Below are 24,232 nucleotides of genomic sequence, written 5' to 3'. Positions count from 1 at the left end.
TGTGAGTTCCACTACCGATGCCGGCGTCTATCCCCGCGGCACCAAGCTGGGGGTGGACGTCGGCACCGTCAGGGTTGGGGTTGCCGTGTGCGATCCCGATGGAATCCTTGCCTCCCCGCTCAAGACCCTCAGCCGTGACCTCAAGAAGAACTCGGATGTACGGGTCCTGGTGAAGCATGTCATCGAGCAGGAGGCAGTCCAGGTTTTCGTGGGCCTGCCACGGACCATGAAGGGCGAGGAGCGCGGCTCCGCTCAGATGGCTGTGGAGTACGCCGAGCTGCTCGCGGACGCGTTGGTCCAGGCGGGTGTGGGGGTTCCGGTCAACCTGGTCGACGAGCGCTTGACCACCGTGACGGCGCACCGCAACCTGCATGAAGCTGGCATGAGCAGCAAGAACCACCGTAAAGTGGTTGATCAGGTTGCTGCTGCTGGAATCCTGCAGCACGCGATCGACATGCAAAAAGCCAGAGGAACGGACGTTGGCCGCCGCGTGCAGGCGCCGTCGCAGTCCGATGCATCAGGCGGTGCCCCAACACTGCCGGCCTCCTCAGGCAGCCAACCTGATTCTTCTACGAGGGGACTGCAACTGTGAGCCCGGTCAACAACGACCCCTCCAGCACCGGTGGCGGCAGTATGCCGCTGACCCGCAAAGAACTGCGGGCACGCGAGCGATTCCTCGCCACGCAGAACCAAAACGTCTTACCCGTTCCGGAAGCGACTCCAGGAGCGGCCGGTGCCCCGGCAGCGGACGAGCCGGACCTTCCCCGCCCTGTACCTGCGGTCCCCAATGCCGCAGCTGTACGACGGGATGTCCAGGCGGCCCCGGCTCCCCAGCGCGAGCCCGTGGTGCCTCCCGCCCCGGCAGCCGCACCGAAGGTCGCTCCAGCAGCCCCGGGGCGCAAGCCCGAGGCGCACGACGAGACCCAAGCCCATGGTGCGGCCACTACGAGCCTTCCTGCGGTTCCCGAAGCAGCCCCGGGTCAGGACGGCGCTGTGCACGATGGTCCTGTGCATCACGATGGCGCGGCCCGCGAGGGCGCGGACCACCCTGCGGATGCTGCCCACCACGATGGCGTAGTCCACCACGACGACGCAGTCCACCACGGTTACGCAGAGCACCACGACGGTGCAGTCCACCACGACGACGCAGTCCACCACGGTTACGCAGAGCACCACGACGACCATCATGACGCGCACGCCCATGATGACCACGCGCATGAGCTCATCACCACGGTGGAAACCCCCGTTTCCAAGGCCGCTGCCCGCAAGGCCCGCCGCCGCCGCCGGGTTCTGGCTCTGCTGATCACGCTGGCTGTCTTCGTCACCGCCATTGTGGTGGGTGCGCAGTTCCTCAAGCCGCTTCTGGGTATGGACAAGGTGACGGACTACCCCGGACCGGGCACCGGCTCCGTCACCATCACCGTTCCCGAGGGAGCCGGCCCCAAACAGGTGGCCGCGGAACTCGCTGCGAACAACGTGGTTGCCGACCCGGATACCTTCGTGAAAGCGTTCCTCAGCGAAGGCGGCGAATTGTCGCCGGGCGAGTTCACCTTCCGCACCGAAATGAAGAATTCCGACGCCGTGGCGGTCCTGTCCAACAAGGACGCTTCCAAAGTCATCTACTTTGCTTTGAGCGCGGGCCTGCGTATCAACGAGTCCCTCGAGGCCATTTCCAAGGGATCCGGAATTCCCCTTCAGCAGCTGAACGGTTTCAACCAGGCGCCCAGCCAGTTCGGGCTCCCTGCCAAGGCAAAGAACCTTGAGGGCTTCCTGGCCCCCGGTGAATACCGATTCCCCTTGGGAACCTCCGGCAAGGACATCATCCAGGCGCTGGTCACTGCCACGTTGGATGAGCTCAAGGCCCAAGGAATCACCGATCCCGCCAAGCAGTATGACGTTGTGACGATCGCCAGCATCGTCCAGGCCGAGGGTGGCCAGGCGGACTACGGAAACGTCGCCGGCGCCATCTATAACCGCCTGAAGCCCAATAACACGGAAACGAACGGCCTCATCCAGTCGGACGCCACGGTGACTTATGGGCTGGGCAAGAAGTCCTTCCACCTCACCGAGGAAGAGAAGGCGGACAAGTCCAACACGTACAACACCTATGCGAATACGGGCCTGCCCGCCGGGCCGATCGGTTCGCCGGGCAAGACTGCCATCGACGCGGCCGCCAAACCCACGCCCAACGATTACCTCTACTGGGTAACCATCAACCTGGACACCAAGGAGACCAAGTTCTCCAAGACGCTGGCCGAGCACAACACCTACGTTGAGCAGTACAACGCATGGTGTGCGGCCAACGCGGGTCGGTGCGTGTGAGCCGCCGGGCAGCAGTCCTCGGGCATCCGATTTCACATTCAAAATCCCCGGCGATGCATACTGCGGCCTACGCAAAGCTGGGCGTGGACATTGGTTACACCGCAATAGACCTGACGGCGGACATGCTTCCGGTATTCATGGAATCGGTCCGGGCGGACGAGTCATGGTGCGGCCTTTCGGTCACCATGCCGTTGAAGACCGCAATGGTCAGGGAAGTTGACGAGGTCAGGGGAGCGGCAGCCCACCTGGGCGTCCTCAACACCGTTGCTTTCGAGAACGACGGCGGCTCGGTCCGGCGGGTCGGGTACAACACCGACGTTGCGGGGATCGTGGAGGCGGTCAGGTACGCCGGCGTCGCGACGAGCCCACATGGCGCGGTGCTTGGCGGCGGTGGAACCTCTGCAGCCGCGATTGCGGCACTCCGCGGGTTGGGGGCCGACCACGTTGACGTCTTTGTCCGCGATGTCTCCCGGGCCAGCGACGCCGAAGCCGCTGCTGCCGCCGTCGGAATCGGCTTGTCCGTCAGGCCGCTGGTCCAGGCGGCAACCGCCATAGCCGGTTCGGACCTGGTGATTTCCACCTTCCCGCCGCGGGCAGCGGATGGCCTGGCAGATGAACTTGGCGCCCTGCCCGGAACCTCGGGCGGGGTGTTGCTGGATGTGGCCTACGATCCCTGGCCCAGCCGGCTGGCCGAGCAATGGCACCGGCATGGGGGAGTCGTGGTCCCGGGCCTGGAGATGCTGATGTACCAGGCGGCAGAGCAGATCCGGCTTTTCAGCGGCTGCACGGTGGATAGCGCCGTCATAGATGTGATGTGCGACTCAGTCGGACTTCCCCGACGAGTCTTCTAGAGGCCTTACATGGCAGGATTGGTTATATGTTGCGTTGGTTGACAGCCGGTGAATCCCACGGTCCGGCTCTGATCGGAATTGTTGAAGGCGTGCCGGCCGGTGTTGAGCTCACCAGCGGGCAGATCCGTGACGCCTTGGCCCGCCGTCGGCTTGGCTACGGCCGCGGTGCCCGCATGAAGTTCGAGCAGGATGAAGTAACGATCGTCGGCGGTGTCCGCCACGGCATCACCCAGGGCGGTCCGGTTGCCATCCAGGTCGGCAATACCGAATGGCCCAAATGGGAACAGATCATGTCGGCCGACCCCGTGGACGCCGGGCTTCTGGCGGACCTGGCACGCAATGCGCCCCTGACCCGTCCCCGTCCGGGGCATGCTGACTTCACCGGCATGCAGAAGTACGGCTTCGATGAGGCCCGTCCGGTCCTGGAACGAGCCAGTGCCCGGGAAACGGCCACGCGCGTAGCCCTTGGAACCGTCGCCGCCCAGTTCCTGAAGCAACTGGGAATTGAACTGGTCAGCCACACAGTCTCCATCGCCAGTGTGTCCGTTCCTGAAGGCCGTCCGTTGCCGTCGCCGTCCGATGTCATTGCTTTGGATGCGGATCCGTTGCGTTGCTTTGATCGTGAGACGTCGGACGCCATGGTGGCCGAGGTGGACGCAGCCCATAAGGAAGGCGAGACCCTTGGCGGTGTCGTCGAAGTACTGGCCTACGGACTTCCGCCGGGGTTGGGCAGCTACGTCCATTGGGACCGCCGCCTCGATTCCCGGTTGGCTGCCGCCCTGATGGGCATCCAGGCCATCAAGGGCGTCGAAGTGGGCGATGGTTTCCTCACCGCTGCCCGGCGGGGCTCCGCCGCGCACGACGAGATCGTCAAGGATGAAGACGGCAAGATTGTCCGCCGGACGAACCGTGCAGGTGGCATCGAAGGTGGCATGAGCATCGGCGAGGTACTCCGTGTCCGTGCGGCCATGAAGCCCATTGCGACTGTTCCTCGTGCCCTGCGCACCATCGACGTGAGCACCGGCGAGCCGGCCAAGGCGCATCACCAGCGTTCTGACGTCTGTGCCGTGCCTGCTGCAGGCGTCGTAGCCGAAGCAATGGTGGCCCTGGTGCTCGCGGAAGCCGTCATGGAAAAGTTCGGTGGTGACTCGGTGGCGGAAACCACGCGCAACCTCCAGGGCTACCTGAACAGCATCCCGGCAACCTTGGACTCGGTCGGACGCTAGTGGCTCCCGTCATGGCGGGCGGCACTTTTGCGCGCCCACTTGTCCTCATCGGACCAATGGCGGTAGGGAAGTCAGCCATCGGCCAGCAGTTGGCGCAGCAGCTGGACATACCGTACGTGGATACCGACGCGGTGGTGGTTGCTGCCCATGGCAGCATTGCCGATATTTTCGCGGGTCGGGGAGAGCATGCCTTCCGAGAAATCGAAGCCCGGACTGTGGCAAAGGCCATAGAAGCCGCCAAACAGCGCCAAACCGTCATATCCTTGGGTGGTGGCGCCGTCCTGGATTCCGGGACTCAGCAGTTGCTCGAAGAATGCACTGTTATCTACCTGGAATGTGACGCTGCCACAGTTGCGGACCGGATTGCCAGGAATACGGCAAGGCCACTGCTGCAAGGCGATGCAATGTCCCGTTGGGAAGCGTTGTTTGCCGCGAGGCAGCCCGTCTATGAGCGCCTGGCAGATATCGTCATGGATGTTCGTTCCGGATCCGTAGCGGAACTCGCCCTCCGGCTGGAGGAGCGGCTGCGCGAGCACGCAGCCCTGGAAAAGGAAGCTGAGAAGTGAGCAACGAAGCAACTGTCATCAAGGTCACGGGAGAATCCGCGTCGGAGAACTACGACGTCGTGGTGGGCCGCGGGCTGTTGGAAACGCTGCCCGAAAAGCTGGGGGAGCGGGTTCGCCGGGTCCTGGTGATCCACCCCCGTGCCCTCAGGCTGACCGGCGACACTGTCCGGGACGAACTTGAGTCTGCCGGCTTCACCGCCCTGACGGCCGAAATCCCCGACGCAGAAGAGGGAAAGCACATTCAGGTTGCCGCCTTCTGCTGGCAGGTGCTGGGACAAAACGACTTCACCCGTTCCGACGCGATCGTGGCTGTTGGCGGCGGAGCCGTAACGGACCTCGCCGGTTTCGTAGCGGCTACGTGGTTGCGGGGTGTCAAAGTCATCCACATGCCGACCTCGCTGTTGGGCATGGTCGATGCAGCCGTTGGCGGCAAGACCGGAATCAACACCGCCGAAGGCAAGAACCTCGTGGGCTCCTTCCACCCGCCTGCCGCCGTCCTGGCTGACCTGGATACGCTCCAGACCCTCCCTAGGAACGAACTTGTTTCCGGCATGGCCGAGGTCATCAAGTGCGGGTTCATTGCCGATCCCGCCATCCTTGACCTCCTTGAGAAAAATACGGACGCCGTCACTGATCCCGGGTCCGAGGTGGTCCGTGAGTTGATTGAGCGTGCCATTGCGGTCAAAGCCAACGTGGTGTCGCAGGACCTGAAGGAATCCGGACTCCGGGAGATCCTTAACTACGGCCACACCCTGGGCCACGCGATCGAGCTTGTGGAACGGTACTCCTGGAGGCACGGCGCAGCTGTGTCGGTCGGCATGATGTTCGCGGCAGAGCTGTCGCGCAGCGTTGGCCGCCTTTCAGACGCCGACGCTGACCGCCACCGCACCATCCTGGAAAGTCTTGGCCTGCCGATCACCTACCGCAGGGACCGCTGGCAGGGTCTCCTGGACGGAATGCGCCGGGATAAGAAGTCCCGCGGCGACCTCCTCCGCTTCGTTGTCCTTGATGGCATCGCCAAGCCCGGCATCCTCGATGTTCCGGACACTTCGCTGCTCTTCGCCGCCTACCAGGAGATCGCATCATGACCGCCACTTTGGCTGAAGGCATCAGCGATTGGCCTACTGCCGGATTCCCCGGGGTACGGATGAATCCGGACACGTTGTTGCCGGTGGTTGTCAATGAGGATGCGCTGGAGACGGCGCTGGCTGCCTCGGTGGACCCCGCGGACCGCATCATGGCTTTGCTCCTGGACAACCAGCCCAAGGAAGCAGCCGAATTGTTGGCAGAAGCCCGGTACAAGAATCCCGAGTCGTTCCGTCTCCGAATTTTCGAGGCAGAGGTCCACCGTGCCACCAACCGCATGGACCGGGCGATCCAGCTGTACAAGCAGTTGCTTCATGAAGTGCAGGGCAGCTCAAAAGAGGCCGTCGTCCATCAGTACCTTGGGCGCGCGTACTTCGTCAGCGGCAATGCGCTTGCCGCGTCCGAAGCCTTTGCAAAGGCCCTCGACCTCCGCGTGGCAATGTCCGCCGACGCGGCCTTGATCTACTCCTCGGCAGTGGCCCTGCAACGGGCACGCAATGTCCTGGAGCTCGCTTCCTAAGTATCGTTGTGGAAACCCCGCGTGTGCCGCCCTCCGTTTGCCGGTAGAATGGTTCATGGATTTTTGATAAATACGCGCTGGCCGGCCAATGTGGCGTGCCGGCTTGGCATACGGCTGGAAGCTGGACATCAGCCAGGACCAGTGAAATTAACCAGAGGATACGAGTGGCAACCACAAACGACATCAAGAACGGAACCGTACTGAAGCTCGAGGGCCAGCTCTGGAACGTCATTGAGTTCCAGCACGTCAAGCCGGGCAAGGGCGGTGCCTTCGTTCGAACCAAGATGCGGAATGTTATGTCCGGCAAGGTAGTGGACAAGACGTTCAACGCCGGCCTCAAGATCGAAACCGCAACTGTCGACCGGCGCGACTACCAGTACCTGTACCAGGACGGCGAAGACTTCGTCTTCATGGACACCAGCGATTACGACCAAATCCACGTTTCGGGCGCGACAGTCGGTGACGCCACCAACTTCATGCTTGAGAACCAGATGGTCAACATCGCCATCCACGAAGGCACCCCGCTTTACATCGAGCTTCCGCCGAGCGTCGTGCTGGAGATCACCTACACCGAGCCGGGTCTCCAGGGTGACCGTTCCTCCGCAGGCACCAAGCCTGCAACTGTGGAGACCGGTTACGAGATCCAGGTTCCGCTGTTCGTCGAGCAGGGCACCAAGGTCAAGGTTGATACCCGTGATGGCAGCTACCTGGGCAGGGTCAACGACTAGTGAGTGCCCGCGGTAAGGCCCGTAACAGGGCACTTGAAGTACTTTTTGAGGCTGAGCAGCGCTCGGTTTCAGCTTTTGATGCGCTCAAGGCGCGTCGGGAGAAGACTGACCTTGTTGTGAATCCGTACACGGTCGAAATCGTGGAGGGGGTTGTCTCCATGCAGCCCACCATCGACGAGTTCCTGCAAACCTATGCGCAGGGCTGGACTCTTGAACGCATGCCGGCGGTGGATCGCATCATCCTCCGCATTGGTACGTGGGAACTTCTTTACAACGACGACGTTCCCGATGGGGTCGCTGTGAGCGAGGCCGTAGCCTTGGCGAAGACCATGTCCACGGACGAGTCCCCGGCCTTCATCAACGGTTTGCTGGGCCGCTTGCAGAAGCTCAAGCCGTCGCTGTTGGCGTAAGAACCGATTTACTTCTGCATACTTGGTGCCCCTTGGAATCCGGCCAGTCCGGACTCCAAGGGGCATTCTGCGTTATGAACGGTTACAGGAGCACCGCTGACCGTAGCCCGGGTATCCGGCGCAGCTGTTCAAGTTCATCGTGTTGGTGGACATGGACGTCCCTGCCGCTGAGGATGCGCTGGCGGGTGAAGGCGAGGGACGTCGCCGCCTTGATGAACGCCCGCATCTGTGCGGCCCGGCCGCGTGAGGATGCCCAGCCAAGGGCCTGGCGCCTGCCCCGGGGTGTAGCCAGCATGTCCACCTCCGCCGGCGTGAACCACCCGGCGCGGGCATATTCCAGCAACCGTTGACGGGTCAGTTTTCCTTCGGCCATGCGAAGGAAGACTATTCCAAGGACGGCCACCAGGAAGATGGGGACCTGGACGACGAAGTATTCAACCAGGAATCCCTGGCCCATGCTGTTCCAGCGGTTATGCAGGAACATCGCAGGCAACAGGCCCACGAAGAACGCCAGAACCGCGTACCCCGAGTGCCACTTCCTCGCCGCGAAACCCATGATCAAGCCGGTGGTTCCCGTGAATATTGCGTGCGCAAAAGGAGACATCACGCCGCGGAGGATGAAGATCCGGACAAGGTCGGTCCCGGGGTCGGACGAAGAAGCGATCTCCCGTCCGAAATAGAGGATGTTCTCGGTGAACGCGAAACCCGCGGCGATGGTGAAAGCGAACACGACGCCGTCAACGGGTCCGTCGAAGTACTTCCGGGCGGCGAATATCAACAGGAGGAGTCCCAGCGACTTACTGAACTCCTCGACGATCGGTGCCTGCACGGTGGCCATGAAGTAGCTGTAGGCGTCCTCGCTGGTGGTGGGCGCCGCGAGGGCAAATAGCGGTTGGATCAGGAGCGTCGCCGCAATGGAGACAGCCGCTCCCCACGTGAAGGCAAACCACAGAAGCCGTTTGGGTTCCGGCTCCCAGCGGTCGATCCACCGGACCGTCAGCAGGACTATGGACAGCGGAATCAGCGATGCGATGAAGCCGATGATGAAGCCCGCCAACCCGGTGTTGCCCAGGAGGAACGGAACAACCAGGAGAAGGCTGCCGAAGGCCAGGATGCCGCCGACAAGGAGCAGTGGCAGCAAACCGGCTGAACGGCGCTGCATGCCTTGGGGTGCGACTGCCCACGATTGGTTTCCCAACGGTGCGGGGTTGCCCGGAGCGGGCTGGTAGTTGCCGGGCTGGATGTGGCCGATCCAGGTGGGGTTGGCCCCGGGCTCCACGAACGGCCGGGGATAGGGCCGTTGTCCATCATGGCGGCCTGGTTGGTTGCTGCTCATGGGTCCGAGCCTATGCCACGCCTGCGGTGTGACCTTAAACTCACCCATGGCCGCGGACGCGGCAGGTGGCCGGCGCTGTGGCTGTGATAGTTTTGGAAGGCAAATATTCCTTTTTTAATTCCGTCCTGTGAGGCGGGGAAAGGGGAGACGAGCGATGACTGAAGCTACTTCAGCGCAGGTTCCGTCCAGGGTTGTCCTCAACCAGGCGGATATCGATCGTGCGCTCACTCGTATCGCCCACGAGATCCTTGAAGCCAACAAGGGATCCCAGGACCTGGTCCTGCTGGGTATCCCAAGCCGTGGTTATCCCCTGGCTGTCCGGCTGGCCCATAAGATTGCCGCCGCTGATCCTGCCGTCAACGCCGAAACAATAGTGGGCCAACTGGATGTCACTATGTTCCGCGACGACCTCTCGCACCAGCCCACCCGACCCCCGCACCATACACGCCTGCCGCTGTCCGGGATCGATAACAAAGTTGTTGTCCTTATTGACGACGTCCTCTACTCGGGTCGGACCATCCGCGCAGCTTTGGACGCCTTGGTGGACCTCGGGCGCCCCCGCATCGTCCGGCTGGCTGTCCTGGTGGACAGGGGGCACCGTGAACTCCCCATCCGCGCAGACCATGTGGGAAAGAACCTTCCTACATCGTCCTCGGAGAAGGTCCGCGTACATCTTGAAGAGACCGACTCCGTGAACGGAACTCCGGTCAACGAGGTAGTCATCGAGGCAGGCAAGTGAAGCATCTCCTCTCAACGGAAAACCTCAGCGGCTTCGACGCAATCCGGATACTTGATACGGCCGAGGAAATGTCTGCCGTCGGTGAGCGCGAAGTCAAGAAGCTGCCCGCGTTGCGCGGCAGGACGGTGGTGAACCTCTTCTTCGAAGATTCCACCCGCACCCGCATCTCCTTCGAAGCAGCGGCGAAGCGGCTCTCCGCCGACGTCATCAACTTCGCGGCAAAGGGCTCCTCGGTCTCCAAAGGTGAGTCCCTCAAGGACACCGCACAGACCTTGGCCGCGATGGGTGCAGACGCCGTGGTCATCCGGCACTGGGCTTCCGGAGCGCCGCACCGCCTGGCTGCCACCGACTGGATCGATGCGGCGGTGGTCAATGCCGGTGACGGTACCCATGAACACCCCACCCAGGCCCTGCTGGACGCCTTCACCATGCGCCGCCATTGGTCGCGCATCAAGGGCGTCGCATCCACCGGCGCCGACCTCAAGGGCATGCGCGTCGCGATCGCCGGAGACGTCCTGCACTCCCGCGTGGCGCGTTCAAATGTGTGGCTCCTGCGAACCCTCGGCGCGGAGGTCACCCTCGTGGCACCTCCCACGCTGCTGCCGGTCGGCGTCGAACAGTGGCCCTGCAAGGTCAGCTACAACCTGGACGAGACCCTTGAAGCAGGTGTCGACGCGATGATGATGCTCAGGGTCCAGGGGGAGAGGATGAATGCGTCCTTCTTCCCGTCCACCCGTGAATATTCCCGCCGTTGGGGCTTTGACGACGCCCGCCTGCGGACGCTGGACGACCTCGGCATGAAGGACACCATCATCATGCACCCCGGTCCCATGAACCGCGGCCTGGAAATCTCGTCCGCCGCGGCGGATTCACCCCGTTCCACCGTGCTCGCCCAGGTCCGGAACGGCGTATCGGTCCGCATGGCCGCCCTGTACTTGTTGCTTTCGGGGGATTCCCGTGAAGCGACCGCCCCCGTAAGCAACCAGCCCACCAAGGAGAACAACTGATGGCCGCGAACACGTACTTGATCCGCGGAGCCGCCATCCTGGGCGGTGCAGCCGAGGACCTCCTGATCCGGGACGGCGTCATCGCGGCCAGGGGCAACGGACTTGCTGCCGGGGATGCCACGGTCATCGACGCCGCAGGCCTGATTGCGCTGCCCGGTATGGTTGATGTCCACACCCACCTTCGCGAACCGGGCCGGGAAGATGCGGAGACCGTCGAAACCGGTACCCGTGCGGCCGCGTTGGGTGGTTTCACCGCCGTCCACGCCATGGCGAACAGCAATCCGGTGGCCGACACCGCCGGTGTGGTGGAGCAGGTCCACAGCCTGGGAAGGGCATCGGGCTGGGTGGACGTACGGCCCGTCGGCGCAGTGACGGTGGGACTCGCCGGGGAGCAACTCGCCGAACTCGGTGCCATGGCCGACTCCCGCGCCCAGGTGCGCATGTTCTCTGATGACGGAATCTGCGTGCATGATCCCGTCCTGATGCGCCGCGCGCTGGAATACGTCAAGGCGTTCGACGGCGTGGTGGCCCAGCATGCGCAGGAACCCCGCCTGACCGCCGGGGCACAAATGAACGAAGGCGCCGTTTCGGCCGTTCTCGGGCTGGCCGGCTGGCCGGCGGTAGCCGAGGAAAGCATCATTGCCCGCGATGTACTGCTGACCCAGCACGTCGGTTCCCGCCTGCACATTTGCCACGTCTCCACTGCGGGAAGCGTTGAAATCGTGCGCTGGGCCAAGGCCCGCGGCATCAATGTCACTGCCGAGGTCACCCCGCACCACCTGATCCTGACCGATGAACTGGTCCGCAGCTACGACCCCGTCTACAAGGTGAACCCGCCGCTGCGCACGGACGCGGATGTGCAGGCACTTCGGGAGGGCCTTGCCGACGGGACCATCGATGTGGTGGGCACCGATCACGCACCGCACCCCAGCGAGCACAAGGAATGCGAGTGGGCCCAGGCCGCCATGGGCATGACCGGGCTGGAAACTGCGCTGTCCGTGGTCCAGGAGACCATGATCGAAACCGGCCTCATGACGTGGGCGGATTTTGCCAGGGTCACATCCTTCACTCCGGCCCGCATCGGCAGGGTGGCGGACCAGGGCCGTCCGTTGGAGGCCGGGGAGCCGGCCAACGTCATCCTGGTGGACCCGGCTGCGCGCTGGACCGTTGATCCCCATAAGATGGCAACCATGGGCCGCAATTCACCGTTCAAGGGCAGGGAACTGCCCGGTTCCGTGGTGGCAACCTTCTTCAAAGGACACCCGACCGTCCTCAACGGCCGGCTCAACACCCCGTACCGCTACACCGAAACCGTTCCGGCCCCGGATTCCACCGGGGCAGTCAGCGGCGCCTAGTGGACACCCAACTGCTCTCGGCGCTCGTCACCGCAGGCTTGATCGCCGTCGCCCTGGCCATGATCGGCCTGGGGTGGCGGAACCGCCTCCGACGACAATCCGACGTCGAACGCCTTCCGGAAGTGCCACGGCAACTGACGCCGGCCACAGTGGTGGCCGACGGTCAGTACGTCAGCACCACCACGGCCGGTGACTGGCTGGACCGCATCGCTGTCCAAGGCCTTGGAATCCGGACCCACGCGGAACTGAGCGTTCACGCCGAAGGCGTGTTGTTCGACCGCCCCGGAGCAGCCCCGGTGTTCATACCGCGGGAAGCCCTGACTGACAGCCGCTCGGCCTCCGGGATGGCAGGGAAGTTCGTCGAAAAGGACGGGCTCCTTGTTATCAGCTGGAAACTGGGCAGCCGTGAACTGGACACAGGATTCAGGTCGAGGAACTCCGCCGACCAGGACCGCCTCCGCCAAGCCATACAAGAATTGACCTCCGCAGCCCCTCAGGCAGATGCCGATAGTGGAAAGTAATAAAGTGACGGACAGTAACGCAGCCACCTCACCAACCCCCTCAGCAGCCGTATTGGTGCTGGAAGACGGCCGTATTTTCCGCGGCCGGAGCTACGGCGCCCAGGGCACCGCGCTCGGCGAAGCGGTCTTCGCCACCGGCATGACCGGTTACCAGGAGACCATCACCGATCCCTCCTACGCCCGCCAGCTCGTGGTGCAAACTGCGCCGCACATCGGGAACACTGGCGTCAACGGCGAGGACGCCGAATCGCGCAAGATCTGGGTTGAGGGCTACGTCGTCCGCGACGCCGCACGACGCCCGTCCAACTGGCGGTCCGAGCGGAGCCTCGACGAAGAACTCGTCGCCCAAGGCATCGTCGGCATCCAGGGCGTTGACACCCGTGCGATCACCCGGCATCTCCGCGAGCACAAGACCATGCGCGCCGGGATCTTTTCCGGCGAAGCCGCCAACGCGTCCGACAAGGAACTGCTGGATACCGTGCTGGCAAGCGCCCCCATGGAAGGCTCGGCGCTTGCCGAAGAAGTAAGCATCGACGAAGCCTACGTGGTGGACCCCAAGGACCACGGTTGGGAGGGCGAACCGCGGTTCTCCATTGCCGCCGTCGACCTCGGTATCAAGGCGATGACCCCCGTCCGGTTCGCCGAGCGCGGCGTGCGGGTGCATGTCCTGCCGGCAACCGCCACGCTCGAGGACGTCAACGCCCTCAACCCCGACGGTTTCTTCATGTCCAACGGCCCCGGGGACCCCGCCACTGCCGACCACCAGGTCAAGTTGCTGCGCTCCGTCCTGGACGAGAAGCTGCCGTACTTCGGCATCTGCTTCGGAAACCAGATCCTGGGGCGCGCCCTTGGGTTCGGAACCTACAAGCTGCGGTACGGCCACCGCGGCATCAACCAGCCGGTGATGGACCGCCGCACGGGCAAGGTGGAAATCACCTCACAGAACCACGGCTTCGCTGTTGATGCGCCCTTGAACGGCGCCACCGTGGCACCCGAAGAGCGCTACGGCCGGGTGGAAGTCAGCCACGTCTCGCTGAACGACGACGTCGTTGAGGGACTCGCCTGCCTCGACATCCCTGCGTTCTCGGTCCAGTACCACCCCGAAGCGGCCGCAGGGCCGCACGATGCCGCGTACCTCTTCGACCGCTTCATCGACCTCATGGCTGAAACGAAAGCCGGCGGCGCCACCGCAACCAAGAACCAAAACAAGACTGAGGACAACAAGTAATGCCCAAGCGTACAGATCTCAAGAGCGTCCTTGTCATCGGTTCCGGGCCGATCGTCATCGGCCAGGCGGCCGAGTTCGATTACTCCGGCACCCAGGCCCTGCGCGTCCTGAAGGACGAAGGGCTGCGGGTCATCCTGGTCAACTCCAACCCGGCCACCATCATGACGGACCCCGAGTTCGCCGATGCCACCTACGTGGAGCCGATCACTCCCGAGGTGGTCGAAAAGATCATTGCCAAGGAGCGTCCCGACGCCGTCCTGCCCACCCTTGGTGGACAGACGGCCCTGAACACGGCCATCGCCTTGGATAAGAACGGTGTACTGGAGAAGTACAACGTGGAGTTGATCGGTGCGAACATTGCCGCGATCGAGCTCGGCGAAGACCGCGAGAAGTTCAAGGGCGTTGTTGAGCGCTGCGGCGCCGAGTCCGCCCGCAGCCACATCATCCACACCATGGACGAGGCCTTCAAAGCCGCCGAGGACCTCGGCTACCCGATGGTTGTCCGCCCGTCCTTCACCATGGGCGGACTGGGTTCCGGACTGGCGTACAACGAGGACGACCTCCGCCGGATCGTCGGTCAGGGCCTGCAGTACAGCCCCACCACCGAGGTGCTGCTCGAAGAGAGCATCCTTGGCTGGAAGGAATACGAGCTTGAGATGATGCGGGACAAGAACGACAACGTCGTTGTTGTCTGCTCCATCGAGAACTTCGATCCCGTGGGCGTCCACACCGGCGATTCCATCACGGTGGCCCCGGCCCTCACGCTGACGGACCGCGAGTACCAGAAGCTGCGCGACGTCGCCATTGCCGTGATCCGTGAGGTGGGCGTGGACACGGGTGGCTGCAACATCCAGTTCGCCATCAACCCGGATACCGGACGCGTCGTCGTCATCGAGATGAACCCGCGCGTGTCGCGTTCCTCGGCCCTGGCATCGAAGGCCACCGGCTTTGCCATCGCCAAGATCGCCACCAAGCTTTCCCTCGGCTACACGCTGGACGAAATCCCCAACGACATCACGCAGAAGACCCCGGCGTCGTTCGAGCCGACGCTGGACTACGTCGTCGTCAAGGTTCCGCGTTTCGCTTTCGAAAAGTTCCCGGCAGCCGACAACACGCTGACCACCACCATGAAGTCCGTGGGCGAGGCCATGGCCATGGGCCGCAACTTCACAGAAGCCCTGCAGAAAGCCCTGCGTTCCCTGGAACAGAAGGGTTCGCAGCTGGACTTCAGCTCCGTGCCCGAATACGAGGTCGCCGAACTCATTGAGAAGGCCAAGCGTCCCACCACCGAACGCCTGTACCAGGTGCAGCGGGCGCTCCTCGGGGGTGCCACCGTGGAGGAACTCTACGAAGCCACCAAGATCGACCCCTGGTTCCTTGACCAGCTGCAGCTGCTCAACGAGACCGCGCACGGGATCCGCAAGGCCGGTGTCCTCAGCGAGGACATGCTCCGCAACGCCAAGCGCCACGGTTTCTCCGATGATCAGATCGGTGCCCTGACGCACAACTCCGAGGCCGTCGTCCGCGGCGTCCGCCAGGCACTGGGCATCCGTCCCGTCTACAAGACCGTCGACACCTGTGCAGCCGAATTCGCGGCCTACACGCCGTACCACTACTCGGCATATGACGAGGAAGATGAAGTGAGCCTGCACGCCAAGCCCTCGGTGATCATTCTCGGTTCCGGGCCCAACCGCATCGGCCAAGGCATCGAGTTCGACTACTCCTGCGTCCACGCCTCCATGGCGCTGCGCAAGGCCGGCTACGAGACCGTCATGGTCAACTGCAACCCGGAGACGGTCTCCACCGACTATGACATCTCCACCCGCCTCTACTTCGAACCCCTGACCCTCGAGGACGTGCTGGAGGTCATCGCGGCCGAGGAACGCACCGGCGGCGTCATGGGCGTCTTTGTCCAGTTGGGTGGCCAGACCCCGCTGAAGCTTGCCCAGCAGCTTGCTGACGCGGGCGTGCCGATCCTGGGCACTTCCCCGGAAGCGATTGACCTTGCCGAGCACCGCGGTGCCTTCGCCCGCGTCCTGGACGAAGCCGGCCTGACGTCCCCCAAGAACGGCACCGCCGTTTCCTTCGAGGACGCCAAGAAGATCGCCGACGAGATCGGCTACCCGGTGCTGGTCCGTCCGTCCTACGTCCTGGGCGGCCGCGGCATGGAGATCGTTTACGACGAGGCCAACCTCTCCCGCTACATTGCCAACGCCACGGAGATCACCACGGACCACCCCGTGCTGATCGACCGGTTCCTGGAGGACGCCGTCGAAATCGACGTCGACGCGCTCTTCGACGGAACAGACATGTACCTCGGCGGCATCATGGAGCACATCGAAGAAGCCGGTATCCACTCCGGTGACTCCGCTTGTGTCCTGCCTCCGATCACCCTGGGCAACAACGTGATCGAGCGGGTCCGGACCGCTACCCGCGCCATCGCCGAGGGCGTAGGCGTGCGCGGCCTCATCAACATCCAGTTCGCCCTGGCCTCAGACGTCCTGTACGTCTTGGAAGCCAACCCGCGTGCCTCCCGCACCGTCCCGTTCGTCTCCAAGGCAACGGGCGTGCAGATGGCCAAGGCTGCCGCTCTGATCGGCACCGGCGTGACCATCAACCAGCTCCGCAGCGCCTACAAGATGCTGCCGGAAACCGGCGATGGCTCCACCCTGCCCCTGGATGCTCCGGTAGCCGTGAAGGAAGCCGTGCTGCCCTTCAGCCGCTTCCGCACGCCTGAGGGCAAGGTTGTGGACTCGCTGCTCGGCCCTGAAATGCGTTCGACCGGTGAAGTCATGGGCATCGACAAGCACTTCGATACCGCGTTCGCGAAGAGCCAGTCCGGTGCCAACAACGCCCTGCCCACCGAAGGCAAGATCTTCGTGTCAGTAGCCAACCGCGACAAACGCTCGGTGATCATGGGCGTCAAGCGGCTCTCTGACCTCGGCTTCGAAATCGTCTCCACCGGCGGAACTGCGGACGTCCTGCGCCGCAACGGCATCCAGGCAACGCCGGTCCGCAAGGTGGCCGAGGGAAGCAGCGCAGAGGGTGAAGGCACCATCGCGGACCTTGTCATCGCGGGTGAAATCGACATGGTGTTCAACACCCCGTCCGGCGGCGAAGCCCGCAGTGACGGCTACGAACTCCGTGCGGCCGCGACGTCCATCGGCATCCCGTGCATCACCACGGTGGCGGAGTTCAACGCCGCTGTGCAGGCCATCGAAGCACTCCGTACTTACGAGTGGTCCGTGACCAGCCTGCAGGAGCACGCCGCCAACCTGACCGCCTCTTTGGAAGCTGCACATGCCTGAGTCGTTCGGCTCCCGGCTGTCTGCGGCCATGGAAGCCCGGGGGCCGCTGTGCGTCGGCATCGATCCGCACCCGCAGTTGCTGGGCTCCTGGGGACTGAACGACGACGCCGCAGGACTGGAGCGTTTCTCGCTCACCGTGGTGGAGGCGGTGGCTTCCCTCGCTGCCGCTGTCAAGCCCCAAGTGGCGCTCTATGAGCGCCACGGGTCGGCCGGCATGGCCGTCCTGGAGCGGACCCTGGCCGCAGCAGCCGGAGCAGGCGTGCTCAGCATCGCCGATGCCAAGCGCGGGGATATCGGATCCACCATGGCGGCCTACGCCGATGCCTGGCTTCGTGACGGATCTTCCCTGGCGGCCGACTCGGTGACGCTGAGCCCGTACCTCGGTTTTGAGTCCCTGCGTCCGGCCTTGGACCTCGCTGCCGAACACGGCAGGGGAGTCTTTGTCCTGGCGCTGACGTCCAACCCTGAGGGCCGGAGCGTCCAGCACGTCGGCGGCGGTGATTCGGTGGCCCGCCGCATCGTGGCTGCAGCTGCTGCGGAGAACCAGCGTTACGAAGGGTCCTTGGGCTCGGTGGGCTTGGTGGTCGGTGCCACCATAGGTTCGGCCCTTGGCGATTTGGACATAGACCTCGGCCTGGTGCGTGGACCGATCCTCGCCCCGGGGCTCGGGGCCCAGGGGGCCACTCCGGCCGATCTGCGGGAGACCTTTGGACAGGCCTACCCGATGGTCCTGGCAACGTCCAGCCGTGGCATCCTGGCTGCAGGTCCGGACATTGCCGCGCTGCAGGCAGCCACCCGGGAAACCCTGGGTGGCTTGCGCGGCTGACCCCCTGCAGGTAGGTTCAGCATCAGCCGCGTGATCGGTGTCACAATTCCGACTTGACGGGAGTTTGGCCATGGCCCTAAAAGAGCTGACACCACAAGAGCGTTCCGACGCCTTGGAGAAGGCTGCCAAAGCGCGGGCCACCCGTGCGGCAGCCAAGGAGCGGCTCAAGCGGGGTGAAGTCAGCATCGCCGAGCTGATCTCCTCGGGGACAACCGACGAGGCGATCGCACGCATGCGGGTGGTCGAACTCCTTGAAGCCCTTCCCGGCATCGGTCCGGTCCGCGCCGCGGCCATCATGGCTGAGATCGGGATTGCCGGATCACGGAGGATCAGGGGGCTGGGAATCCACCAGGCCCGCGCGCTGGTAGATTTTATTCAGACCCAGCAAAGCGTCTAAGCATCTTTCGAAGGAATCCGTGAGCACGAAACCTGGACTGACTGTCCTTGCAGGACCCACTGCCGTGGGCAAGGGAACCGTATCCACCTATATCAGGGACAACTATCCAGAGGTGTGGCTGTCTGTTTCAGCCACCACCCGTGCTCCACGGCCGGGCGAGAAGGACGGCGTCCACTACTTCTTCAAGACGGCCGAGGAGTTTGAATCCCTGGTGGCCGCCGGGGAGTTCCTGGAATGGGCCGTGGTGCACGGACGGAACCGGTACGGGACCCTTCGCAGTACCGTGGACGCCGCCATCGCCGAGGGCAGGTCGGTGCTGTTGGAGATCGATCTCCAGGGCGCCCGCCAGGTCAAGGAGGCTGTGCCGGAAGCAAAGTTCGTCTTCCTGGCGCCGCCGACGTGGGACGAAATGGTGCGCCGGCTTGTGGGCCGGGGCACTGAAACGGCCGAGGAACAGCAGCGCAGGCTGGAAACCGCTAAACTGGAACTTGCTGCTGAACCGGAGTTTGACCACACCGTCATTAATGACGACGTTCGCCGGGCAGCGGACGAGCTTGTTTCACTCATGGGGCTTACCCCGCACGAGCGCTAAGCGCTTGCACTTGTCGGCCCGCTAGAATTTGGAGATTTCGTGTCCACGAACCTTGAAGGCATCATCAACCCGCCGATCGATTCGCTGCTTGAGGCTGCCGATTCCAAGTACGGCCTGGTCATCTTCGGCGCCAAGCGTGCCCGCCAGATCAACGCCTACTACGCCCAGCTGCACGAGGGGCTGTTCGAGTACGTCGGTCCGCTGGTCGACACCAAGCTGAACGAGAAGTCGCTTTCCATCGCCCTGCGCGAGATCAACGAAGGCCTCCTGGTTTCGACCCCCATCGAGCCCACGGAATAAAGAAGCAGACTGCCTGTTGACGGAGGTCACGTGCGCATAGTCCTCGGAGTCGGGGGAGGGATCGCAGCCTACAAGGTTGCATCGCTCCTCCGGCTTTTTACTGAAGCCGGTCATCAAGTCACGGTCATTCCCACCGAGTCCGCCCTGCGGTTCGTAGGTGTCGCGACGTGGGAGGCGTTGTCCGGCAACCCTGTGAGCAACAGCGTTTTCGACGACGTCGAGAAGGTCAACCATGTGCGGTTGGGCCACGAGGCAGACCTCATTGTGATTGCCCCTGCCACCGCGGACCTCCTGGCGAAGGCAGCAACGGGCCAAGCCGGCGACCTCCTGACCAACACGCTGCTCATGGCGCACGGTCCGGTCCTGTTTGCCCCGGCGATGCATACGGAGATGTGGCAGCACGCGGCCACCCAGGCCAACGTGGCGACGCTGCGAAGCCGCGGGGTGACAGTACTGGACCCCGCAGTCGGCCGCCTCACCGGCGCTGATTCCGGCCCGGGGCGCCTGCCTGAGCCCGACGTCATTTTCGAGGCCGCGATCGCCTTGGCGGGAAGCCGTTCACCCGTTGGTCCAGCGGACGGCGCCGGCCCTGGCCCGTTGGCCGGAAAAGTGGTGACCATCTCCGCGGGCGGTACACGGGAAGCGTTGGACCCTGTCCGCTTCCTGGGCAACCGGTCATCGGGCAAGCAGGGAGCTGCCTTGGCCTCGGCAGCCCTGGCAGCAGGTGCAACCGTCCGGTTCCTCGCGGCCCACATGGACATCGAACCTCCGGCCGGCGTCGAGTTGGTCCGCGTTGAGTCCGCCCTGGAGCTGCGTGAGGCAGCCCTGAAAGCGGCAGTGGACTCCGACGTCGTTATTATGGCTGCTGCGGTAGCGGACTTCCGGCCGGCGGATGTCTCGGACACCAAAATCAAGAAGGTCGACGGCGAAGAAGCGCCGGTCGTCCGCCTGGTCCGGAACCCCGACATTTTGCAGGAGCTCGTAGAAGCCCGCAATGCCGCGGACCGGCAGCAGCTGATCATCGGATTTGCCGCCGAAACAGGCGACGCCCATGGCGATGTGCTGCAACATGCCACCGCCAAACTGAAGCGAAAACGGTGTGACCTTCTGGTTGTCAACCACGTGGGCGTTGGCAAGGTATTCGGCCAGGACGACAACTCCGTGGTCATCCTTTCCGGACATGGTGCCGAACCGCAAACGGCGTCCGGCTCGAAGGCCGACGTCGCCGCCGCCGTCGTGGACCGTGCCGCCGTCGAACTGTCCGCGGTGTTCCCCGCACCATAGCTCCCTGCAGGCGAGCCCTGCTGTGAAATTCTTAGCAAAGGGACACACGGCAAATGCCGTCGTCCCGCAACCCAGTAAGGTAGTCGAGTGACTTTACCGCTGCACCACCAAACGCATGGCCACCCGTCCAAGCTCCGGCTCTTCACCTCAGAGTCGGTCACTGAAGGGCACCCGGACAAAATCTGCGACCAAATCAGTGACGCCATCCTTGACGCGCTGTTGGCCGCCGATCCCGAGTCCCGGGTGGCAGTGGAGACCATGGCTACCACCGGACTGGTGCATGTGGCCGGCGAGGTGACCACCGACGCCTACGTGGAAATTCCCCAGATTGTCCGCGAGACCATCCTTGGCATCGGCTACGATTCCTCGGCCAACGGCTTCGATGGTGCCCGATGCGGTGTGTCCGTTTCCATTGGCCAGCAGTCCAATGACATCGCCGGTGGCGTTTTCAACTCCCTGGAAGCCCGGGAGGGGCGGCAGGAAGATGATTACGACCTCCAGGGCGCTGGTGACCAGGGCATCATGTTCGGCTACGCCAGTGATGAAACTGCGTCCTACATGCCCACGCCCATCTGGCTTGCGCACCGCCTGTCCGAACGCCTCACCGAGGTCCGGAAAAGCGGCGAACTTGCGTACTTGCGGCCCGACGGCAAGACCCAGGTGACGGTAGGGTACGACGGCGACCGGCCGGTTTCGGTGGAGACCGTGGTCATCTCCAGCCAGCACGCCGAGGAAACAGGACTGGACCAGTTGCGTGCGGACCTTGCCAGCCACGTGATCGAACCTGTGCTTGCAGCCTCCAACCTGGACCTTTCCCGGGCCACCAACATCCTCAACCCCGCGGGAGCCTTTGTTATCGGCGGACCCGTGGGAGATGCCGGCCTGACCGGCCGCAAGATCATTGTGGACACCTACGGCGGATTCGCCCGCCACGGCGGCGGCGCGTTCTCCGGCAAGGACCCGTCCAAGGTGGACCGTTCGGCAGCCTACGCGATGCGCTGGGTAGCGAAGAACGTAGTGGCGGCCGGCCTCGCCAAGCGGGCAGAGATCCAAATCGCCTACGCGATCGGCCAGGCCCGCCCGGTGGGTACGTACGTTGAGACGTTTGGAACGGAAACCGTTGATCCGGCCAGGATTGCGGAGGCAATCGACGAAATCTTCGACCTCCGTCCCCGGGCCATCATCGATGCCCTCGACCTCAAGCGGCCCATCTATGCCAAGACGGCCGCACATGGCCACTTCGGCAGGGAAGAGCCGGACTTCACGTGGGAACGCCTCGACCGCGTGGCCGACCTCAAGGAATTCTTCAACGCCTGACACCCGGCCGCGCACGTGCCGCCAGGTCCACATAATGTCAGCGGCTCATGATTGGCTTGAGCCAGAGATGCCCGTGGCGGGTTGATCCCGCTGCGGGCATCCTGCTTTCATGCGGAGCTCAAAGCCAGTGTCCACTCTGTGGTGGCGTTCCGAGAAGGAGGTGAAGTGCATGGCGGAGCATGAATCCCGGCCTGCCTTGGTGCAGCCTTCGTTGTTGCAGGGTTTCCCTGCGAAGGCCCCCGTAAAGGGGCCGCCGCTGGCAGCAGTGGATCCCGTTGCCCGTATAGTGCTCGAATCTCCGCTCCCGCATTTGGACCGGCCTTTCGACTACAGCGTGCCCGCTGAACTTGAAGGCGTGGCCCTCCCCGGCGTGCGGGTGAAGGTGAAGTTCAACGGGCAGGAACTCAGCGGATACATCACGGAGCGACGCCAAACCTCCGAGGCCGGGCAGGAGCTCAGCACCCTGCACAAGGTGGTGTCGCCGGTGCCCGTGCTGACGCCGGCCGTCCACGCCTTGGCCGCCGCGGTGGCTTCACGGTACGCCGGAACTTTGAGTGATGTACTCCGCACGGCCATTCCGCCACGGGTGGCAAAGGTGGAAAAAGAAGCCCAGGCGGGCACCCCGCCTGAGCCTGTCTCCCTATCTGGAGTTGGGCCCGGCGTTGGGGCCGGGCCGGAGTGGAACGCGTACAGCAACGGCCCTGCCTTCCTCCACCACCTGGCCGGGGGCGGTGCGCCCAAAGCCGTCCTGACAGCGCTGCAGGGATATGGCCGGCACGGTTGGCCCGCCATGCTGGCCGCGGCCGTCGCTGCGGTCCGCAGCTCAGGCCGGGGCGCAGTCGTGGTGGTGCCCGACTACCGGGACCTGGACCGGGTGGAAGCTGCCCTTGCCGCTGTCTTGCCTGAGGGTGATGTTGCCCGGCTGGCGGCCGACGACGGCCAGACACCGCGCTACCGTAATTTCCTGCGGCTGCTGCGGGGTGAAGCGGGGGTTGCCGTTGGAACCCGCTCCGCTGCCTATGCGCCGGTGGCGAACTTGGGCCTTGTGGTCTGCTGGGATGACGGGGACGACCTCCACATTGATCAGCGCGCCCCTTACGCCCACTCCCGGGAAGTCCTGCTTCTGCGCAGCGAGCAGGAGGGCGCCGCTTGCCTGCTCGCATCGCACACGCGCAGCACGGAACTCCAACGGCTGGTGGACCTGCGCTGGGCGGTGGCCGTCGAGGCCCCGCGCACTGTCGTCCGGTCAACCGTGCCCAGGGTCGTGAACACCGCGGACAGCTTCGAACAGGAACGGGATCCGCTCGCACGTATTGCACGTTTGCCCGGTGCTGCTTGGCGTGCCGCCAAAGCGGGCCTGGAACGGGGCCCGGTCCTGGTCCAGGTGGCACGGGCCGGGTACGCACCGTCACTGGTGTGCGAAACATGCCGTGAGCCTGCCAGGTGCAATGCCTGTCAGGGACCCCTTGCCATGGCAGGCGGGTCAGCGATGCCGGCTTGCCGGTGGTGTTCCACTCCAGCGCCCCAGTGGCGTTGCAGCCATTGCACGGGGACCCGGCTGCGGCGTGGTGCAACCGGGGTCATCAGGACCGCCGAGGAATTGGGCCGGGCATTTCCCGGCCATGCTGTGGTCACCTCGTCGGGGGAGCACGTCAAGGCCGGTGTGCCGGACGCTCCTGCACTGGTGGTTGCCACGGTTGGTGCCGAACCAGTGGCCGACGGCGGTTATGCCGCCTGTTTGCTGCTGGACGGAAGCTCCTTGCTTCGCCGCGAGAACCTGCGTGCCGGTGAAGACACTGTGCGCCGTTGGTTCAACGCCGCAGCGTTGGTCAGGCCGGCCCGCGAGGGCGGCCTCGTGGTTGTCACGGCGGACGACACCACAGCTACTGGAGCGTTGGTGCGGTGGGATGCGCCCGGCTACGCCTCGCGGGAACTGGAACTCCGGAAGGAACTGCAGCTCCCACCAGCGGTCCGGGTGGCTTCCGTCACGGGTCCCCGGGCCGACGTCGGGCACTTTTCCGATGCTTTGGACGCGTTCCTCGGCCAGTCCGGCCAGCCAAAGCTGCGGAGTGTAGGCCCGGCCCCCTTGGCGATGTCCGGGAGCCAGCCCGCCGGCCCCGCAAGGGAGGACGGCCCTGCAGCGGAGGACGGCACTGCAGCGGAAGACAGGGACGTCCGTACGCTGTACTTCATTCCCTACGCCGAGGCCGCCAACGCCACACAGGCCATGCGGGCCGTGAAGGCGGCCAACGCGGCCAAGCGGGTGGCCGGTCCGGTCCAACTGCGTTTGGACGGCGTGGACGTTCTCTGATT

General features: G+C 64.2%; 23 protein-coding genes. 22 read left to right on the top strand and 1 reads right to left on the bottom strand.

Annotation, left to right across the window (positions count from 1 at the left end; translation table 11 throughout):
• The first annotated feature begins 1 nt into the window (after position 1).
• The 9 genes from ruvX (at position 2) to nusB (ending at position 7,709) form a co-directional block, all read left to right on the top strand.
• The gene (gene ruvX, locus RI444_RS12415; RefSeq protein ID WP_207604562.1) at positions 2-592 is read left to right on the top strand and encodes a Holliday junction resolvase RuvX; all 591 of its coding nucleotides are present in this window, start codon (positions 2-4) and stop codon (positions 590-592) included.
• The gene (gene mltG / locus RI444_RS12410; protein WP_207604563.1) at positions 589-2,322 is read left to right on the top strand and encodes an endolytic transglycosylase MltG; all 1,734 of its coding nucleotides are present in this window, start codon (positions 589-591) and stop codon (positions 2,320-2,322) included. The genes ruvX and mltG overlap by 4 nt, the downstream gene beginning before the upstream one ends.
• On the top strand, positions 2,319-3,173 hold the full coding sequence (locus RI444_RS12405; protein ID WP_062099208.1) for a shikimate dehydrogenase family protein: 855 nt from the start codon (positions 2,319-2,321) through the stop codon (positions 3,171-3,173). The genes mltG and RI444_RS12405 overlap by 4 nt, the downstream gene beginning before the upstream one ends.
• A gap of 26 nt (positions 3,174-3,199) precedes the next feature.
• Positions 3,200-4,399, top strand: a complete 1,200-nt coding sequence (gene aroC / locus RI444_RS12400; RefSeq protein ID WP_207604564.1) for a chorismate synthase — start codon at positions 3,200-3,202, stop codon at positions 4,397-4,399.
• A gap of 56 nt (positions 4,400-4,455) precedes the next feature.
• On the top strand, positions 4,456-4,965 hold the full coding sequence (locus RI444_RS12395; protein ID WP_242703053.1) for a shikimate kinase: 510 nt from the start codon (positions 4,456-4,458) through the stop codon (positions 4,963-4,965).
• Positions 4,962-6,053, top strand: coding sequence for a 3-dehydroquinate synthase (aroB, locus tag RI444_RS12390; protein WP_062096928.1), 1,092 nt, complete (start codon positions 4,962-4,964; stop codon positions 6,051-6,053). Before RI444_RS12395 ends, aroB begins: the two co-directional genes overlap by 4 nt.
• Entirely contained in the window at positions 6,050-6,571 is a 522-nt protein-coding gene (locus RI444_RS12385) for a tetratricopeptide repeat protein (protein WP_021470604.1), read from the top strand. Before aroB ends, RI444_RS12385 begins: the two co-directional genes overlap by 4 nt.
• A gap of 164 nt (positions 6,572-6,735) precedes the next feature.
• Positions 6,736-7,299, top strand: a complete 564-nt coding sequence (efp, locus tag RI444_RS12380; protein ID WP_021470603.1) for an elongation factor P — start codon at positions 6,736-6,738, stop codon at positions 7,297-7,299.
• Positions 7,299-7,709: a transcription antitermination factor NusB gene (gene nusB / locus RI444_RS12375; RefSeq protein ID WP_021470602.1), complete on the top strand. Its 411-nt coding sequence runs from the start codon at positions 7,299-7,301 to the stop codon at positions 7,707-7,709. The genes efp and nusB overlap by 1 nt, the downstream gene beginning before the upstream one ends.
• 82 nt (positions 7,710-7,791) lie before the next feature.
• Here the strand turns inward: nusB and RI444_RS12370 are convergent, their stop codons facing one another.
• Positions 7,792-9,045: a PrsW family intramembrane metalloprotease gene (locus RI444_RS12370; protein WP_170828604.1), complete on the bottom strand. Its 1,254-nt coding sequence runs from the start codon at positions 9,043-9,045 to the stop codon at positions 7,792-7,794.
• Positions 9,046-9,199: 154 nt separating this feature from the next.
• On the opposite strand from RI444_RS12370, the gene pyrR reads away from it, so the two are divergent.
• From pyrR to RI444_RS12305, 13 genes are all read left to right on the top strand, one after another.
• Positions 9,200-9,784: a bifunctional pyr operon transcriptional regulator/uracil phosphoribosyltransferase PyrR gene (pyrR, locus tag RI444_RS12365; RefSeq protein ID WP_021470600.1), complete on the top strand. Its 585-nt coding sequence runs from the start codon at positions 9,200-9,202 to the stop codon at positions 9,782-9,784.
• A complete protein-coding gene (locus RI444_RS12360; protein ID WP_021470599.1) occupies positions 9,781-10,791 on the top strand; it encodes an aspartate carbamoyltransferase catalytic subunit in 1,011 nt (336 codons plus the stop codon). Before pyrR ends, RI444_RS12360 begins: the two co-directional genes overlap by 4 nt.
• A complete protein-coding gene (locus RI444_RS12355) occupies positions 10,791-12,146 on the top strand; it encodes a dihydroorotase (RefSeq protein WP_021470598.1) in 1,356 nt (451 codons plus the stop codon). The genes RI444_RS12360 and RI444_RS12355 overlap by 1 nt, the downstream gene beginning before the upstream one ends.
• Positions 12,146-12,667, top strand: a complete 522-nt coding sequence (locus RI444_RS12350; protein WP_207604566.1) for a hypothetical protein — start codon at positions 12,146-12,148, stop codon at positions 12,665-12,667. The genes RI444_RS12355 and RI444_RS12350 overlap by 1 nt, the downstream gene beginning before the upstream one ends.
• A complete protein-coding gene (carA, locus tag RI444_RS12345) occupies positions 12,648-13,895 on the top strand; it encodes a glutamine-hydrolyzing carbamoyl-phosphate synthase small subunit (RefSeq protein ID WP_031215971.1) in 1,248 nt (415 codons plus the stop codon). The genes RI444_RS12350 and carA overlap by 20 nt, the downstream gene beginning before the upstream one ends.
• The gene (gene carB / locus RI444_RS12340; RefSeq protein WP_207604567.1) at positions 13,895-17,203 is read left to right on the top strand and encodes a carbamoyl-phosphate synthase large subunit; all 3,309 of its coding nucleotides are present in this window, start codon (positions 13,895-13,897) and stop codon (positions 17,201-17,203) included. Before carA ends, carB begins: the two co-directional genes overlap by 1 nt.
• Positions 17,196-18,029: an orotidine-5'-phosphate decarboxylase gene (gene pyrF / locus RI444_RS12335; RefSeq protein ID WP_207604568.1), complete on the top strand. Its 834-nt coding sequence runs from the start codon at positions 17,196-17,198 to the stop codon at positions 18,027-18,029. Before carB ends, pyrF begins: the two co-directional genes overlap by 8 nt.
• Positions 18,030-18,099: 70 nt before the next feature.
• Entirely contained in the window at positions 18,100-18,426 is a 327-nt protein-coding gene (gene mihF, locus RI444_RS12330; RefSeq protein WP_021470593.1) for an integration host factor, actinobacterial type, read from the top strand.
• A gap of 19 nt (positions 18,427-18,445) precedes the next feature.
• On the top strand, positions 18,446-19,018 hold the full coding sequence (gene gmk, locus RI444_RS12325; RefSeq protein WP_021470592.1) for a guanylate kinase: 573 nt from the start codon (positions 18,446-18,448) through the stop codon (positions 19,016-19,018).
• A 39-nt stretch (positions 19,019-19,057) separates the two neighbouring features.
• Entirely contained in the window at positions 19,058-19,318 is a 261-nt protein-coding gene (gene rpoZ / locus RI444_RS12320; protein WP_011774945.1) for a DNA-directed RNA polymerase subunit omega, read from the top strand.
• 30 nt (positions 19,319-19,348) lie between these two features.
• On the top strand, positions 19,349-20,602 hold the full coding sequence (coaBC, locus tag RI444_RS12315) for a bifunctional phosphopantothenoylcysteine decarboxylase/phosphopantothenate--cysteine ligase CoaBC (RefSeq protein WP_179014188.1): 1,254 nt from the start codon (positions 19,349-19,351) through the stop codon (positions 20,600-20,602).
• Positions 20,603-20,689: 87 nt separating this feature from the next.
• Positions 20,690-21,919: a methionine adenosyltransferase gene (gene metK / locus RI444_RS12310; RefSeq protein ID WP_021470590.1), complete on the top strand. Its 1,230-nt coding sequence runs from the start codon at positions 20,690-20,692 to the stop codon at positions 21,917-21,919.
• A 169-nt stretch (positions 21,920-22,088) separates the two neighbouring features.
• Positions 22,089-24,230: a primosomal protein N' gene (locus RI444_RS12305; protein ID WP_207604569.1), complete on the top strand. Its 2,142-nt coding sequence runs from the start codon at positions 22,089-22,091 to the stop codon at positions 24,228-24,230.
• The last annotated feature ends 2 nt before the right edge of the window (positions 24,231-24,232 follow it).

Source organism: Paenarthrobacter sp. AT5, from assembly GCF_032764245.1.
In the GTDB taxonomy this organism is placed as follows: Bacteria; Actinomycetota; Actinomycetes; order Actinomycetales; family Micrococcaceae; genus Arthrobacter; species Arthrobacter ureafaciens.
This window is presented reverse-complemented; position numbering and strand designations above follow the sequence as displayed.

What these genes read in the sequence shown, in the direction of transcription:
- aroC (WP_207604564.1), top strand. Translation starts at nt 3,200, where the DNA reads ATGTTGCGTTGGTTGACAGCCGGTGAATCCCACGGTCCGGCTCTGATC.
- RI444_RS12395 (WP_242703053.1), top strand. Translation starts at nt 4,456, where the DNA reads ATGGCGGTAGGGAAGTCAGCCATCGGCCAGCAGTTGGCGCAGCAGCTG.
- RI444_RS12385 (WP_021470604.1), top strand. Translation starts at nt 6,050, where the DNA reads ATGACCGCCACTTTGGCTGAAGGCATCAGCGATTGGCCTACTGCCGGA.
- RI444_RS12370 (WP_170828604.1), bottom strand. Translation starts at nt 9,045, where the DNA reads ATGAGCAGCAACCAACCAGGCCGCCATGATGGACAACGGCCCTATCCC.
- pyrR (WP_021470600.1), top strand. Translation starts at nt 9,200, where the DNA reads ATGACTGAAGCTACTTCAGCGCAGGTTCCGTCCAGGGTTGTCCTCAAC.
- RI444_RS12355 (WP_021470598.1), top strand. Translation starts at nt 10,791, where the DNA reads ATGGCCGCGAACACGTACTTGATCCGCGGAGCCGCCATCCTGGGCGGT.
- carA (WP_031215971.1), top strand. Translation starts at nt 12,648, where the DNA reads ATGCCGATAGTGGAAAGTAATAAAGTGACGGACAGTAACGCAGCCACC.
- carB (WP_207604567.1), top strand. Translation starts at nt 13,895, where the DNA reads ATGCCCAAGCGTACAGATCTCAAGAGCGTCCTTGTCATCGGTTCCGGG.
- pyrF (WP_207604568.1), top strand. Translation starts at nt 17,196, where the DNA reads ATGCCTGAGTCGTTCGGCTCCCGGCTGTCTGCGGCCATGGAAGCCCGG.
- mihF (WP_021470593.1), top strand. Translation starts at nt 18,100, where the DNA reads ATGGCCCTAAAAGAGCTGACACCACAAGAGCGTTCCGACGCCTTGGAG.
- RI444_RS12305 (WP_207604569.1), top strand. Translation starts at nt 22,089, where the DNA reads ATGGCGGAGCATGAATCCCGGCCTGCCTTGGTGCAGCCTTCGTTGTTG.